The organism is Rothia sp. HMSC064F07, assembly GCF_001837265.1.
Classification (GTDB): Bacteria; Actinomycetota; Actinomycetes; order Actinomycetales; family Micrococcaceae; genus Rothia; species Rothia mucilaginosa.
In genome coordinates this window covers 985,793-1,002,307 of sequence record NZ_KV831926.1, presented here as the reverse complement: position 1 = coordinate 1,002,307, position 16,515 = coordinate 985,793, and the positions used below count along the sequence as shown (strand labels likewise).

General features: G+C 58.4%; 11 protein-coding genes. 4 read left to right on the top strand and 7 right to left on the bottom strand.

Features of this window, described 5'->3' with window-relative positions:
* The 6 genes from HMPREF2712_RS06495 to HMPREF2712_RS06470 form a co-directional block, all read right to left on the bottom strand.
* Entirely contained in the window at positions 1 to 1,815 is a 1,815-nt protein-coding gene (locus tag HMPREF2712_RS06495; RefSeq protein ID WP_070819549.1) for a propanediol dehydratase, read from the bottom strand.
* Between the two features lie 297 nt (positions 1,816 to 2,112).
* Entirely contained in the window at positions 2,113 to 4,128 is a 2,016-nt protein-coding gene (locus HMPREF2712_RS06490; RefSeq protein WP_070819548.1) for an adhesin, read from the bottom strand.
* A 554-nt stretch (positions 4,129 to 4,682) separates the two neighbouring features.
* Entirely contained in the window at positions 4,683 to 5,690 is a 1,008-nt protein-coding gene (locus tag HMPREF2712_RS06485) for an NADP-dependent oxidoreductase (RefSeq protein WP_070629457.1), read from the bottom strand.
* A 241-nt stretch (positions 5,691 to 5,931) separates the two neighbouring features.
* Positions 5,932 to 7,785 carry an LPXTG cell wall anchor domain-containing protein gene (locus tag HMPREF2712_RS06480; RefSeq protein WP_070819547.1) on the bottom strand — a complete coding sequence of 618 codons (1,854 nt, stop codon included), beginning with the start codon at positions 7,783 to 7,785 and terminating at the stop codon, positions 5,932 to 5,934.
* A gap of 536 nt (positions 7,786 to 8,321) precedes the next feature.
* A complete protein-coding gene (locus tag HMPREF2712_RS06475) occupies positions 8,322 to 9,122 on the bottom strand; it encodes an SDR family oxidoreductase (protein WP_070819546.1) in 801 nt (266 codons plus the stop codon).
* A 135-nt stretch (positions 9,123 to 9,257) separates the two neighbouring features.
* The gene (locus HMPREF2712_RS06470) at positions 9,258 to 9,572 is read right to left on the bottom strand and encodes a hypothetical protein (protein ID WP_005508144.1); all 315 of its coding nucleotides are present in this window, start codon (positions 9,570 to 9,572) and stop codon (positions 9,258 to 9,260) included.
* 205 nt (positions 9,573 to 9,777) lie between these two features.
* Between HMPREF2712_RS06470 and HMPREF2712_RS06465 the strand changes: the two genes are divergently transcribed.
* The 4 genes from HMPREF2712_RS06465 (at position 9,778) to HMPREF2712_RS06450 (ending at position 15,664) form a co-directional block, all read left to right on the top strand.
* A complete protein-coding gene (locus tag HMPREF2712_RS06465; protein ID WP_070819545.1) occupies positions 9,778 to 10,092 on the top strand; it encodes a hypothetical protein in 315 nt (104 codons plus the stop codon).
* 19 nt (positions 10,093 to 10,111) lie between these two features.
* Complete coding sequence (valS, locus tag HMPREF2712_RS06460; protein ID WP_070819544.1) at positions 10,112 to 12,844, top strand: valine--tRNA ligase; 2,733 nt, start codon at positions 10,112 to 10,114, stop codon at positions 12,842 to 12,844.
* A gap of 528 nt (positions 12,845 to 13,372) precedes the next feature.
* Complete coding sequence (locus HMPREF2712_RS09030) at positions 13,373 to 13,774, top strand: hypothetical protein (protein ID WP_141754952.1); 402 nt, start codon at positions 13,373 to 13,375, stop codon at positions 13,772 to 13,774.
* A 288-nt stretch (positions 13,775 to 14,062) separates the two neighbouring features.
* Positions 14,063 to 15,664, top strand: coding sequence for an LssY C-terminal domain-containing protein (locus HMPREF2712_RS06450; protein WP_070819543.1), 1,602 nt, complete (start codon positions 14,063 to 14,065; stop codon positions 15,662 to 15,664).
* Between the two features lie 140 nt (positions 15,665 to 15,804).
* On the opposite strand, the gene HMPREF2712_RS06445 is transcribed toward HMPREF2712_RS06450, so the two are convergent.
* A complete protein-coding gene (locus HMPREF2712_RS06445) occupies positions 15,805 to 16,446 on the bottom strand; it encodes a DsbA family oxidoreductase (protein ID WP_070819542.1) in 642 nt (213 codons plus the stop codon).
* Positions 16,447 to 16,515 lie beyond the last annotated feature (69 nt).

Here is a 16,515-nt window from a genome sequence, read left to right as displayed (position 1 = left end):
CTACTCAGCACCCAGCTCCTCAGCACCCTCAAGGCGGCGACGATACACATTAACCGCAACAGCAGTACCCACAAAGGCAACCGAACCCAGCAGAGCAATACTCAGCGGCAAGGTACCCTCCGGCAGCGGGCCATTATCCTGAGCGCTCGCCTCCAGCTTCGAACCGGCAGAATCACCGCGCGACTTCGAGCTACGCGTATAGAAACTACCCGAACCTGCAGCACCCACATTCTCCTGAGGCGAAGCAACAGTCACCGTCTCCCCCTCAGCAGACTGGTAACCCAACAGGTTCACCACGGTACGCCCCGGCAACATCACCGCATAACCAGACATCACCATCGTCGAAGGAACCACCGCAGTCTCAGCCACAGAACTACGAGCCTGCGCGGTAATCGCACGCGCCGACTGCTGCGTCTGCACAATATAGCCCAGAGCGCTATCCACCGACGGGATCTTAGCAACAGAATCAGTCACCAAATCTTGAGCATCCGCAGAGGCATCTGAAGAATCCACAGTGCTCACGCGACCCGAAGGGGCCGATGGGCTCACACGCTGATTCGCATCAGAAATCATCGGAATCTGCGGGTGAACAACAGTATTCGTAGGCTTCGGAGCCGGATCAACAGGAACCGCACGCTGAATCACACTCACACCAAAAGCACTGGTCGCCATGAGCTGCAGCTCCTCAGTGGAGTTACCACCCACCACAACCACACGGTAGCGCTTACCCGCATTCAAAGAGGTACCGGGAACCTTCAAATCAGCAGAGAAAGAAGCATCAGTCACCTGCTGAGGGCTCACATGCGTGGTCGCCAGCGGTGAACCCACGGCACCGCCGTCAGCAGGCATTTCAAAGACCATCACGTCATAGCCCAGGCCGCTCTCCGCAACGTTCCTAGCGCGCACGCTAATCGGCTGCAGCTCATCCGATCCGCGCAGCTCTGCGGTAGAAATTTCCAGGGTCGCCTCACGGGTCTCCGCGGGAGCCCGATCGGAGCGGGAGTGCACCAGCAGACGATCCTCGGTCACCTCAGCGGGCGCCGCATCATCGGTAGAAGAACTCGCCGAAGCAGACTCACTCGCGGACGCACTTACCGAGGCGCTAGCAGATGCACTCGCAGAAGGACGAGTCGAAACTTTCTGCGATGCAGACGGCGCTTCAGAAGGTGCCGGGGCGACCGTCGGGCGCGGGCTATCCTTCGCGCCGCTCGGGGATGCGCTGGGGCTCAGGGACACCTCGGGGGTGGGATTCGCCTCCACGCGGTTAGCACGGGGAACACCGGGGGTGTCCGGGAAGAAAATGTTCTGGCTGCTAGCCATAATCTCGTCGACTGTTACACCGTACTCGGGCATAAACTCAACGGAGACAGTCTCGCCGTTGCTCAGATTCTCAATTTCCACCATGTACGGCTGCTCAACGTTGAGGCGCTGGTGGATGCTCAGCTCAATATTGCCTTCTTCATTCTTTGAGGCAGTCATCTGGGCTGCGGGTACGGTCATGGTCGCCACAACGCCATCTTCAACGGAGATGGCGGACAGGCGAACCCTCAGATTCTCCAAAGAGGTTACACCGGTCAACGACAGCAGGGTGTAGTCATTGCTCTGAGCAACCAGGTCCAAGGTAATGTCGTGGCTAACCACATCGGCGGCAACGGCGATGGGAAGTTCAGGCTTCGGGGTCTGCTGAGTCTGCGCGTGAGCGGCAGAGGCAAAGGTGGCGGGGGCCAGAGTTGCAGGCGCGACGGAGCCACCCAAACCGAGGGCGGCAGACGCTACTAGCGCCGCGCCGCGAGCAGTTCGCTGCGTGGAAAACATGGTCACCTATTTTCGTGAGTGAGTGTGATGAATCGTCGTGTGACTCCTGCGCCCAAAGGTCGGAAGTAGGCACAGAATAACGGTTCTCTGATATCGGTGACCGGAGGCGCTTCACAGCGACTCCTCACCTCGGGTGAACGAGGTGGTAAAGAGTGATAGTACCGTCTATGACAGCACTCTAAATTATAGGTATAACCTTAGAAAAAGTTAAAGATGTAGGGACGCCCGAATCTTGCATTTCGGACATCCCTACATCTATATGCATATTTTGCCTAGTGGGGCAATAATTGACCCGTTTTAGCGGCGAGAACTGAGCTGCATCTCACTACGGCGACGGCGGCTCAAACGCATACCGGCAAGCAGTGACAGCGATCCAGCGGCACTAATGACCAACATATTGGAGGCGCCAGTAGCCGCCAGCTGCTCACGCTTCTGCTGGGCACCGGAGGCAACCTTCTGGGAGCCAGATGCCTGTGCTTCGACCTTCTGCGCGTTGCCCTTCTGCGCTTCAGTCTTCTGCACAGAGGTATTCTGTGCAGAAACATTCTGCGCGGGAGCACCCTGAACACCAGCCGGAGCGTCCTTCTTCTGCTCAGCACCGCTCTCCCCCGCCTTCTGCTCGGTAACAGAAGCCTGATCAGCCGCAGGCTCAGTAGGCACCGAAGCATCGACCGTGGGAGTCTCGACAGCGGGAGTGTCGGCTACGGGAGCCTCGACAGTGGGCGTATCCTGCTCAGGGGTAGTGGGCAGGCTATCCACGCTATCGCGCTCGACGGTAAAGCCGCCATTGACCATACGCACGGTGCCCTGCTCATCCTCAGCCACAGCGCTCACACGATAGGTGGCACCGGACTTGAGCTCCGAGCCGGGAATCTGCACCTGTGCGGTGAAAGCACCGGAGTCGTCAATCTCAGAGACGTCAGCCGACGCAATCACGCCGCCGGTAGCCACTCCGTATTCATCGATAGCGCTAACCATCAGGTGCACCGAGCTGACGCCGGTGAAGCCCTCTCCACGCAGGGTCAGGGTCTTTGCGGAATCGTTTTCGGGAACTACGGTTTCTTCTACGTGCAGGCGGGCGGTCATCACGGGGCTAGCGGTGTCGTTGGTCTGTTCTTCGGTAGTGTCTTCTTTGGTGGTGTCATGGACGCGGTCAAAGAGGGTGTTACGCGGCAGGTCGTAGTGGCGGCGCGGATCATCCTCGGGCAGCACGTGGTCGAACTGCTCGGCAGTATTCGAGGAGGCCACCTGCTCGGACTGAACACCCTGAGTCGGCTGGGTAGCCTGCTCGGGCTGCGCTTCCTCTGCAGACTGCTTCTTCTTGAACTGTGCCTGCTCCGCCATTGCACGCTCAGCGGTGGCAACCGGAGCGGAGCCATTCTGTACATTCCAACCATTCATGAAGGGAACCTCAACTTCCTGGGCGGTGTAACCATTAGCTGCAGAGGGAGCCACCTCAACGCTCAGCACGTAACGCAGATTCTCGTGGACGTTCTGAACTTCTTCCAGCATGGATCCGGGCACCTCAATGCCATCCAGGAGGGTACCGTTCACAACGTCGGCGCGCGCGGGAGAAACAGCCAGCAGCATGCGGTTACCCTGGCTATCCAAGGCGTAGACGTAGGTCATCACTTCAAATGCCTGCGCTTCACCCAGGCCGGTGACCTTGTAAACCACCAGGTTCTTCTCCTGTGGAATTTCCATCTGGCCCGAGAGAATCTGAGCATTCAGCGGCTCATCCTGAGTATTTGCGGGCAGCAGCTCCAGCGGTGCAGAGGAGTTGTAGGAGGGATCCTCCGTCGCGTAGCCCTTGGCAGGGTCAACCACGGCAGTTGCGACGACGTACTGCTGGTTGGGGTCGAGGGTACCTGCAGGCAGGGTCAACTGGGTGCTGAAACGGCCACCGTCCACATCGAGTTCGGGCACGAGGGTCATCGTCACTGCAGAGCCGCGGCCCAGTGCGTAGAGGGGGTACTGGCGGTATTCGCTCACGTACACTGCCACACCGTAACGTTCAACGGCACCGCCGGTAAAGCCTTCACCGGTGACGGTGATGCTCTGGGAACGTGCCGGGTTAATGACGACGCCCTGCTCGACGTACACCTGCGGGGAGGTTTGGGTGGCAACGTTTTCGATGGGGGTTGCGTTTGTTGCGGAGGGGGGATTGTCGGGTTCTACCGCAGTCGATGAAGCAATTCCGCCGGTATTTTGCACCTGCACATCTGCGTGCGCAGTACCAACACCGGTAACGGACAGGACGGATGCAGCAATAGCGGCTGTTGCTCGGGTTTTTGAGTGAGCGGGTTCGGGCATGGAACACACCTTTTCTGTGAGTGTGAACGATACCCTCCGGAGGGTGCCACGGATTGAAGATGGTTGGGTACCTCTTCGGGAATGAACGCTATAACGCACGGACTAGTCATAACATTCATGTAATGGTGGAAGTTGCCGCGAAGGGAATCGCTCTATTTATCGGTAATTCCACACTAACAATACTTTTTAGGTTATTGCTGTAAATACGCTTTACGTCCTGACTATTTTCTTGTGCAATAACCCACATGGAATATTTTTTACTCTCCGGAACAGTATCAAGAGCACTCAAATTGCATGGACTAGGCGAAATTTTTCAACTCTCCCTTGAGGTTCAAGGTTTTATTGCATGCATATGCAGTTTTAATGGATTTGAGATAAAAATATTCTGCACATTCATGCATTTAATTTATTTCTTTTAAGTGAAAAAATGCAGGTCACAGCGCCTTTTCCCGCACATTGATTAAAAGCGTACGTACCAATAACCACGCACAAAATAAGTCGACAAAATCATTCCGCTACACCACCCCACCCCAGCACCCTCAGTAATAAACTCCCTATGAATCGGTAATACGAACGACTCTCTTGCCACGCGTATGGCCAGCCTTCAAATCGCGGTATGCTGCACGGACGCCCTCAATCGTGAACCCGTACACGCGATCCAGCCGAATTGACACCTTTCCCTCGGTAACCAGCTCGGCTAGGGCTTCAAAATCCCCGTGTTCCGAGTGGCGGGGGCCCGTAAACTGCGCTCCCCTGATCATGACCTTGGGCGAGGGAACGAGAGTTCCAATGTCTTTACCCTTCAGACCCAGCGAGAATGCCAAGCTGACGTAGTCGCCACCATAGCAGTCCAGGAACTTCGTCACGCGGCCCTCAGCAGCCTTGAGCACACGCTCCCTAACGCCCTCACCGTAGGCAACCGGAACAGCACCCAGTGACCTAACAAATTCGGCATTCACAGCCCCCGCGATTCCGACGACCCGTGCGCCACGAGCCACCGCATACTGCACGGCGGTGGACCCAATTCCGCCCGAGGCTGCAGAAATGACCACAGTATCGCCCGCACCCACGCCAATATGGCGGAAGGCGCCTCCCACGGTCAAGGCCGCGACACCCATTGCAGCGGCATGGTCAAAATCGATGGAGGCGGGCTTAAGCGCAATATCACCGGTATTCACGCAAATTTCCGTAGCTAGAGACCCCCTCTTGGTACCCAGACCGGGGGCACTAACAATGGTTCCGAAGACCTCGTCACCCACAAGATAACCCGATACACCGGGTCCCACCTCAGTCACAGTGCCGGAGAAATCGCGCCCCACTCCGCGAGGAAACTGTGCTTTCTTCGATTCAAACCAGCGGCGGGGGTTCCTGATTTTCATGACGCGCGAGAGCATCTTGAGCTGAGGAGAACCCTCAAAGATTTTATAGTCCACAGGGTTCAGGCCGACCGCATGAACCGCAATCTTTACCTGCCCCTCTTCGGGGTTCTCCCCCGGTACGTTCGCGAGCTTCAGATTCTCCACGGGCCCAAAGCAGTCATACTGCACCGCCTGCACGCTCATCGTTTCTCGTTCCTTTCTTCCCAATTCGGGACTCCAAAACTCACAGGCTCAGGAAACCTGCAACAAACAAATCTGCACCGGCTTGTCCAACTATCGCGATTGTTACGTTCCGCAAAATACCGCTTTGCACGTTGTTCCCACTGGTCTGAACACACAGAAACGCCCCGCGGTCTCCAGGAATATTTTAATCCCAAGGAAACCACGAGGGCGTTTCATAAGACTCTATGTGAAAGGATAAACCTTAGAGGCTGCGGCGGCGCAGGAGCATCAGTGCAGCACCAGCAATCAGAGCTGCGGCACCAACGCCAGCGATACCTGCAACACCCTCAGCACCAGTGTGAGCCAGCTGCTGCTTCGAAGAGGAAGAAGAGGTCGAAGACGAACCCTGGTAACCGGAGGTGCTCAGGCCGTGACCCTTCGACGAGGTAGCAGCAGATGCGTTGCCAACCTTAGCCTTGGGTGCCTGAGAAGAAGGTACGCGGGTCTCGCTCACCACAACAGAGCCATCTTCGCGCATCTCAGCGGTGAAGACACTGGTGGTGCCGTCGCCATTATCGCGAACGGTGGTGTTGTCACCCTCGGTAGCTGCCGGCAGGGTCGGCGCCGGGTGGTCTGCATCGCTCACAACAGCAGTGGTTACTGCTACCTGGTGTACCAGACCGTTGGGGTCGCTGGTTGCCACCATTGCGTATGCGTAACCGGGCTGCAGGCGCTCGGACAGGATGCTGACCTTCGCACGGAAGGTACCCTCCATGATTTCGGAAGCAGGCACATCGTAGGTTGCCAGAGCCTCGCCGGTGATGTTGCCGTCAGCATCCAGGCGGTAGATGTTAATCTGAACGCCCTGAGCAACAGACTCGTGGGTGAAGCCGGAACCATTGATAGTCAGAACGTTGTACTGGTCGTTCGGATTCAGGGATGCATCCTCGGTGGTGAGGGTTGCGTTCTCGGGTGCTGCGGGAGCCTCAGGAGCGGGGGTCTCGTCAGCCTTGGGGGTCTCAGCCTTGGGTGCCTCCGGAGCAGGAGTTTCTTCCTTGGGGGCCTCGGTCTTGGGAGCCTCGGGTGCCGGGGTCTCGTCAGCCTTCGGGGTCTCGGGCGTCGGGGTTACGGGAGCGGGAGTCTCGTCAGCCTTGGGGGTCTCAGTCTTGGGAGAGGTGGACTCAGTGACCTTGAAGGAGGAGAGAGCCACAAGCTTCTGCTCGGGCTGACCCTGCGGGTTGCTGACAGCAACCAGAGCGTAGGATGCGCCGGCGGGCAGTTTGCTTGCCTCAACAGTGAAGGCGGTCTTGAAGGAGCCGTCCTGAATCTGGTCTGCAGACACGGAAACGGTTGCGATAGCATCGCCGGTGACCTGGTTGTTTGCATCCAGTGCGTAGATGCTGACCTGAACGCCGGGGCCAACCTTCTCGCCGTAGAAGCCGGTTGCAACAACGCTCACGGTGTTGAACTGTGCGTCACCGGGGAAGTGAGCGTTCTCAATAACGACGGAGGGGTCAGCCTGCTTTGCCTCGGGGGCCGGGGTTGCAGGGGTGGTGGGCTCGGGGGCTGCCGGAGCAGTGGGGGCAGGAGTCTCAGCCTTGGGAGCCTCGGATGCGTCTGCCTTAGGAGTCTCTGCCTTGGGGGTTTCAGCCTTGGGAGCTTCGGTTGCTTCAGCCTTAGGAGTCTCTGCCTTGGGGGTCTCTGCCTTAGGTGCCTCGGTAGCCGGAGCAGTGGGGGCAGGAGTCTCTGCCTTGGGGGTTTCAGCCTTAGGAGCCTCAGCCTTGGGGGTTTCAGCCTTAGGAGCCTCGGTAGCCTCAGCCTTAGGGGCCTCGGTCTTAGGAGCTTCAGCCTTAGGAGCCTGGGTTGCCTCAGCCTTAGGGGCCTCGGTCTTAGGAGCTTCAGCCTTAGGAGCCTGGGTTGCCTCAGCCTTAGGGGCCTCGGCTGCATTGCCACCAGGCAGGGAAGAAGTCTGCGCAGTTGCCTTCTGATTGACAACCTGCTGCTGCTGATCAGCGGGTGCTTCTGCCGCGAAGGTTGCCGGGATTGCTGCCACGGAACCAGCCGTAAAGGCTGCCGCTGCTGCGATCTTGTAAACGCGACGGGTAGTCTTCGACATTTTTCCTCGATCTCTGATTATCGGTGTTGAGCCTACCGTAGTACGCCTCCGTCTTTGAAGGTGCAGTAAGCCCATACATGGGTGTGACTGCTAAAAGGCTAGCATTTGCCCCTGGAGGTTTAGCCCGCTTACCACCGCCTTTGCGCAACTGTAATGAAATCGTTATAAAACCACCCCTTAAGTTGAAGTTTAATGCAGACCAATTCAGGGATTTTGCGCCCATCTAGTGACACACGAGGGCATATAACCCTATCTTTTGATTGCGTTTGAAGAAAATATAGGGTGTTCCATAGGTGATTTCGACTCACCATTTTCATCTAAGTGAACCTTAAAGTCTCACGTACCACTTTATAGTTCCCTCAAGTTCTCCTTCATACCTCTCCCCTGCCCTCCAGAACCCCTTAGGTACCCCCTGTATACCTTCTATATAGGGCCCCGAGAACACAGAGAAAGCCCCGCCCACATCCAACACACGAGGATGCAGGCGGGGCTATCAAAGCCTCGCTGAGGCTCAAGCGTCACGGCGCGCCGCGAGCTTAGCCCTCCTTGCGAATCACCTTGAACTGACTCGGCTGGGCCACCGGGCGAATCGTAATACGGTCAAGGTTCACATGGTGCGGAACGTTCAACGCAAAGGTCACGGTCTGCGCCACATCCTCTGCGGTCAGGGGCTTCTCAACGCCCGCGTAGACGCGCTCGGCTGCTTCCTTGGACCCCAGGCGGTTTAGAGAGAACTCTTCGGTGTGCACCATGCCCGGGCAAATCTCAATCACGCGAATATTATTCTCCGCCTCCTCCAGGCGAAGCGCCTCGGTCAGGCCGCGAGCGCCGAACTTCGCCGCGTTGTACCCGGCGCCTCCCTCATAGCCGTGCTCGGCAGCGGTGGAGGTCAGGTTCAGAATCGTGCCGTGACCGTTCTGGCGCAACGCCTCTGCGAAGGCACGCACCATATGCAGAATGCCAAGCACATTCATCTGATACATCTTCAGATAGTCATCAGGCTTACCCTCTGCAACCTTGTCCACACCGATAGCACCGCCAGCAATATTGACCAGGGCATCAATGGTGCCCTGCTCTTCCAGGATCTGCTCGGCTACGAACTGAACGGACTGCTCATCGGCCACATCGCAGGTCACCGGATGAGCGCCGGTCTCCGCATAAAGGGTGTAAAGACGGTCAGTACGACGAGCCAGGGCGTAGACGGTCCAGCCACTTGCTACTAGCTGCTGTACGGTGGCTCGGCCAATACCGCTGGATGCGCCGGTCACCACGGCCACTTTGCCGTCACCGGTATGGGGCAGGAAAGGAGATGCAGGAATGTGGGTGTTCTCAGTCATACTTTAATCCTAGTAGAGTGATGCCCGCGGGTGCTCAGTTCGAGCAGACTCGCGGGCATATATTTTGAAATTTTCGATAGTGAGATAGGTATCCGCCGCCGTTCAGAACAAACGATACAGACACCATCACCCGTGCTACTTGCGGCGGCGCGGCAGACCCCAGCGGCTCCTGCCGCCGTCACGGAATCCGAGGCGATGCTCAAAGTACACGGGCGAGCTACTGCCGGTCTTAATCGTGTCCGGAGGGACCGTACCTTCACGCGCAGACAGCAGATAAAGAACCGCAGCGCCGGGCATGAACATAATCAGCGGTAGCACGAAACGCATACGCGCCTCACCATAGCCGCTACGCACCGTCAAATGCCAGACGCACAACGCAACCAGCACCAGGTGCAGTATCAGCAGAACAGTTTCAGACGTGCCCAAACCAAAAATACTCAGAGAACTCATTGGCAACTCCTCAAAGGTCGTGTACTTTCAGTCTACGCCGTGCCCGCGCCCCTGAGAAGGATTCGCCAACTGTTGATACTGCGGATTTTCGCGCCTACACTGCAGGTAACCGAGAGCGGCTTATTAGGGGGCTCTCTCCCCATTTCCGTTTTTCACTGAGCTCACCGCTGAATCACCGATTACTCCTCATATTGGGAACCTCCACATGACAGCAATACCGCACCAGCGCATCACCTCTCTTAAAGAGCAGCGCCAAGCACTCCAGCAGCGGGCGCGCACTATCCGTGCCGCCACCGGAACCCCCTATAGTTCTGAGGTGCATCTGATGCTCGGGCAGAGCTACCTCGACCCCGCCAGCTGGCAGGAAATCACCGCCTCCAGAGGGGTACGCGCCGCAGTACGCAGGGCACAATTTGTGCGCCAATACAAGCCCCTCCTGGCACGTCTAGAAGCCGCAATCAAGCAGTACGAACAGGCAAGCACAGCGCAGAATTCCCCTGGAGCTGAGAGAACGCCGTGAATATGAGAAAATAGCCGTTATGGCTGAAAACATTTTGGGCTCAGACTCGCCCGTACAGATTAACGTTCCCGACCGCCCCGCCCTCGAAGGCCTCGAAGAGAAGCTCTCGCAGCGCTGGGCCGACGAGAAGACCTACGCATTCGACGAGAACACCACTCGCGAACAGGTCTACTCCATTGACACCCCGCCGCCGACCGCATCCGGCTCCCTGCACGTGGGTCACATGTTCTCCTACACCCAGACCGACGTCATCGCACGCTACCAGCGCATGACCGGCAAGAACGTGTTCTACCCCCTCGGCTGGGATGACAACGGCCTGCCCACCGAACGCCGCGTTCAGAACTACTACGGCGTTCTCTGCGACCCCTCCGTGGCAGACAACGACTCTTTCCGCGACCTGATCACCTGGAAGGCAGACGGCACCCCCAAGCCCGACCGCAGCCAAGCAAAGTGGCCGCGCATTTCCCGCAACAACTTCATCGAACTCTGTGAAGAACTCGCGGTTGAAGATGAGAAGGTCTTCGAAAACCTCTTCACCACCCTGGGTCTGTCCGTTGACTGGTCGCGCACCTACCGCACCATCGACGCGCACTCCCGCAAGGTCTCCCAGCTCGCCTTCCTGAAGGACCTGGAAGCAGGCAACGCCTACATGGCTGAAGCACCGACCATGTGGGACGTCACCTTCCGCACCGCAGTGGCACAGGCTGAGCTGGAAGACAAGGAACGCCCCGGCGCGTACCACCGCATCAGCTTCCACCGCCCCAACGGCGAGAAGGTCTGGATTGAGACCACCCGCCCCGAGCTGCTGCCCTCCTGCGTGGCTCTCGTGGCGCACCCGGACGACGAGCGTTACAAGCCGCTGTTTGGCACCACCGTCACCTCCCCGCTGTTCGGCGTTGAGGTCGAAATCAAGGCGCACCCGCTGGCACAGCCCGACAAGGGTGCCGGTATCGCCATGATCTGTACCTTCGGTGACACCACCGACGTCACCTGGTGGCGTGAACTGCAGCTGGACACCCGCGCCCTCATCGGTCGCGACGGCCGCTTCTCCCGCGAAACCCCCGAGTGGATCACCTCCGCTGAGGGTCGCGAGCGCTACGAGCGCATGGCTGGCGCCACCGTCTTCACCGCACAGAAGACCGTCGTGGAAATGCTGGTTGAGGCTGGCGAAATGGACGGCGACCCCAAGCCGATTACCCACCCCGTGAAGTTCTACGAGAAGGGCGACAAGCCCCTCGAAATCGTTGCTTCCCGCCAGTGGTACATCCGCAACGGTGGCCGTGACGCTGCACGCCGCGAGAAGCTCATCGAGCGCGGCCGTGAGATGAACTGGTACCCCTCCTTCATGCGTAGCCGCTACGAGAACTGGGTTGAGGGCCTGAACGGCGACTGGCTGATTTCTCGCCAGCGCTTCTTCGGCGTTCCCTTCCCCGTCTGGTACCCGCTGGACACTGAGGGCGAGCCGGACTACGAGAACCCGATTCTGCCTTCTGAGGACATGCTGCCGGTTGACCCCGCCTCTCAGGCTGCTCCCGGTTACACCGAGGATCAGCGTGGCGTAGCGGGCGGCTTCATCGCCGACCCGGACGTTCTGGACACCTGGGCTACCTCCTCCCTGACCCCGCAGATTGCGACCGGCTGGGGCGTGGACCCGGACCTGCACGCGAAGACCTTCCCCATGGATCTGCGCCCGCAGGGTCACGACATTATCCGTACCTGGCTGTTCTCCACCGCTGTTCGCGCGGAGACCCTGGCTTCCTCCGTGCCGTGGTACAACACCGCGCTCTCCGGCTGGATTCTCGACCCGGACCGCAAGAAGATGTCCAAGTCTAAGGGCAACGTTGTGGTCCCCAACGAGGTTCTGGAGAAGTACGGTTCGGACGCTGTGCGCTACTGGGCTGCTTCGGCTCGCCTGGGTGCTGACACCGCCTACGACGAAGGCCAGATGAAGATTGGCCGCCGCCTTGCCATCAAGCTGCTGAACGCATCCAAGTTCGTACTGAACCTGGGCGCTACCGAGAAGTCCGTCATCACTTCTCAGGCTCAGGGCCGCGTGCTCATCAACGCCCTGGACCGCTCCCTGCTGGCTCGCCTGGCGTACCTGATTGAGGAAGCAACCACCGCATTCGAGAAGTACGAGTACGCTCGTGCCCTGCAGATTTGTGAGAGCTTCTTCTGGTCCTTCACCGACGATTTCGTTGAGCTGATCAAGGACCGTGCGTACGGTGCTCGCGGCGAGCAGGAGCAGGCTTCTGTTCTGGCCGCGCTGGCAACCACCCTGGATGCTCTGCTGCGCCTGTTCGCACCCTTCCTGCCGTTCGTGACCGAAGAGATTTGGTCCTGGTGGCGTGCAGGTAGCGTGCACCGCGCCGAGTGGCCGCAGGCACTGCCCATTCTGGAGGGTACCCTGCTGGCTGAGTACTCTGCACAGAACCCGACTGCTGGCATTTCTGCTCAGTGGGTCCTGGCGGACGCTGACCCGGCTCAGATTGAGTCGCTGAAGCAAATCCTGCCGGATGTTGCTGAGGCTCTGGGTGGCCTGCGTAAGGCTAAGAGTGACGCGAAGGTTAAGCAGCGCACCGAGGTTGAGTCCGCAACTATTGCGGCTCCCCAGGCACAGCTGGATCGCATTGCTGCTGGCATGGCTGATCTGAAGGCTGCCGGTAACGCTCGTGAGCTGTCCCTGGTGGCGGCTGAGGGCGAGCTGGAGGTTCGCGATGTTGTGCTCGTTGTGGAAGAAGCAGCTGAGTAATCGCGCCTTAGCGTTTATCGCTTGATTTTATGACGCCACTTTGGTGTTGGTAACGGGGCGGTACTGGTTTTCAGTACCGCCCCGTTTTCTGTGCCTGCTGTTCGTTGTAGCTCGCCGGGTGTGAGATTCCGACTGCGGACCTATACGGTGCTGACTTTGGGTTTTATTTCTGTGAGGCCCGCAAGTACCTGCGTCTGATTCGAAGAACTTTCCTTAGCTTCCTTCCCCAACGATGTGGGTTTAGCCTGCTAATCTGTGGGGATTCTGTGGGATTTCCAACCCCTTTTTATATTCATCAATGTGCAAAGAGCATAATCAACCTTATGAGATTGACTGTCACTTATGTATGATTGTTGATGCGAGGGTTTTACCATCAGGAACAACCCTCTATTCAACTTCAGCAACAGACAAATTACCGGTACGAGTAACGACATACCCCGACCAACCGCACGACAGTAAACCACCCGTCAGGCGCAGCGATGCGTCCTGACTCTGACCCGCGCCAAAGTAGGCGCACCCATAATTACTATGAATTCACGTTCTTCATCTTCCGGATTACCGCAAGAGCCTCAGGCGAGGCAGAGCTCAACCCCGAGCTCACCGCCAGGAGCGCAAGCAAACATTTCCCCCGACCAGCTTCAGCACTATCACACGAGCCTGAACGAATACATCAGCCAGGCACGTGAGCACGCCCAGGCGCTGCGTGCCAGCTACACCAACGAGGTGTACGAGCTCTGGCATCAGCATATTTCCACCAGCGCCGCCACCGATGAGGCGAGCATCGCCTCCGGCTCGTTGACCGCTCAGCAGCTTGAGGAGCTGACCCGCAAGTGGGTGCGCCTCATGCGTGAAAGCCGCGACATGCTGCATCACGAAAGCACTATTGCTGCGGCACGCGCCGCGGTTGAGACTAAGCCCCTCCCCGAGTAGGAATTCTCACTGTGGGAATTCCCCACGCAGTACATGCCTGCTTTGGGAAGGTACAAATAGGGCTAGCACTCCCCCTGTTTCTTCTATTGTTCATTTCTCCCTTTATTCAACGCACTTTCAGCGCACGCTCTGTACGTTGAAGCACCCCGCGATTCCGTCGCAATTCCGTGGCGGGGCGATCGACCCAAGCGATTAAGCCCTGCCCGGAATGCGTACTTCACACAACCTGCCCCCTTGCTATAGTTATGGATATTCAAAGACCCTAACTATGTTGCAGAAAGGGCGGGAATGTCCCACCAAAAACGCGTCCTGCGGCCTATACGTAGCGATGTTGCTCCCCCAGTTACTTCCCCACCGGTTTACCGTGGTGATATTGACGCGCGCGGCACGGCGCAAGACCTCGTCCCGCGCAGCTTGTGGGTCGATTTCTGGGACACTCTCTTCTTTATCTTCGCCGGCATCGCGGCCCTCGTGCTGACCTTCATGATTCTGGCGAATACGGTTGGCCATTCTTTCTGGGGTTTCCCCATTGCCTTCATTTTCTGGGCGGTCACCGCGTACCTGACGCTACCGCGTTTTCACGCCATCATGACCCGCATCTATGTGCCCGACTACTTTATTGGGCGTACCCGCACCCCGGACGGCCTGCTCGGCGACCCGGTCAATATCGGTCTGATTGGTACCGAGGAGCAGATTCACCAGGTCATGCAGGACGCAGGCTGGACCCGCGCTGACAACGTCACCCTCGTCTCTTCCTGGAAGATTATTCTCTCCACCATCACCCGCCGCTCCTACGCGGAGGCGCCCGTCTCCCCGCTGAAAATTTTTGGTAAGACGCAGGCTTTCGCCTACCAGAAGGAAGTGGACGGCAACCCCGAGAAGCGCCACCACGTGCGCTTCTGGAAAACCCCGGACGGCTGGCTTCTGCCGGGCGGTCACCAGGTGGATTGGTTGGCGGCGGGCACGTACGACTCTGGTGTGGGTTTCAGTTTCTTCACCCTGCAGGTCACGCACCGCATTGACGCTGAAACCGACTTTGAACGCGACTATATTGTGGAGTCCATTCAGTACGCTCACCCGGAAACTCACGTTGAGATTCTGCACGATTTTTCCTCCGGCTACCACGCCCGTAACGGCGGCGGTGACGCGATCCGCACGGACGGCGCGCTCCCGGTCATCGTGCTAAACAATGAGGGACTGGAGCCGCAGGAGCAGGAAGAAATTCACCTCTCCAGCGCGCACGACCTGGCGTACCGCATGCCGCTGAGCCTGCTGGTTGGTTCGGGTATGCTCATCGCTGTGACCCTCGCCGACATTGTCAACAGCGTCATTTTGGCGCTCAGCCGCCCGGCACTTCGCGCCAAGCTGCTGGAGGAAGGCTCCGGCAACGACATTGAGCTGCTGGACCTCTTCGATCAGGTGGATAGCAACGTGCTGCTCACCATTACCGGCACCGTGCTGGTGGGTTTTGTAGCAATTTATTCGGCGGTGCACCTGTTCCTGCTGTGGAGCACGTTGCGCGGCTCGTCGAAGGCTCGTCGCCTGGCTCTGCTGTTGACGGCGCTGAACTTCGCGGCGATTACCGGTGGTGTGCTGTGGGGCCACCAGTCCCTGCCGCTGTCCACGATTTTCTTCCAGCTGGGTGTTGCGGTGTTTGCGATGCTGGCGTTCACCTCGGATGCGGCGGTTCAGTACACGGCAACCCGCACCTTCCACATGCGCGATACAAAGATTGTGCAGCGCGCGACGCACCCGAAGGTTCTCGAGCACAGGGCACAGCGCAAGGCTCAGAAAGCCCAGAAAGCCCAGAAAGCGCTGAAAGCACAGAAGACGCACAATGCGCAGAAGGCACCCAATGCTACCTCTGCAAGTAGCGCTCACCGCGCGTAGATTGCACGTTTCAGCGCAACATCGTGAATAGAAAAGTACCGCCCGGTCAGTACATGACCGGGCGGTACTTTTATGCTCTGCAACCGCAGACTCTACCGATCCTGCGCGCATTGCAGGACTCTCAGCGCATTGCAGGGTTCTTAGGCTTCGCCCTTTTCGCCGTGGAAAATCGGGCCCACGTTACGGGGGCGCTTGAGCTCAAAGAAGCCGGGGTAGGAAGCCAGCGCCAGGGCGCCATCGAAGAGCTTACCTGCCTCTTCACCGGCAGGGCTCGGGGAGATGACCGGGCCGAAGAAAGCGGTGCCGTTAATGGAAATCAGCGGAACACCGATGTCGGTGCCACCCACGGTCTTCAGGGCGAGGTCCAAAGAAGCGCGCATCTGCTCGTCGTACTGATCGGTGAAGGCGACGTCCGCCAGCTCTGCGGGCAGGTTGACCTCCTCCAGCGCCTTGACGATTGCATCGCGGTAGGAATCAGCCTTGTTCTTGTTGTGGTGAATCTGCTCGCCCAGAGCGTCATAGAGGGGCTTGATGACCTCGTTGCCGTGCAGCTCACGCACAGCGGTAATGAGGCGGGTCGGCGCCCAGGACCGGTCCATCATTGCCTGGTAGTCGGCGGGCAGGTCGCGGCCCTGGTTGTGCATGGACAGGGAGAAGGGACGCCAGGTCACCTCAACGTTGCGGACCTTCTGCACCTCGCCAATCCAGCGGGAAGTAATCCAGCACCAGGGACAGATCGGGTCGAACCAGAAATCAATCTGTGCGGGTGCGTTCTCAGTCATGAGTGTTCCTCTCTCATACGGTTGCGCCAGCCGCTTCTATGAGCCGGCGCTTATTCTTCGGTACACGCT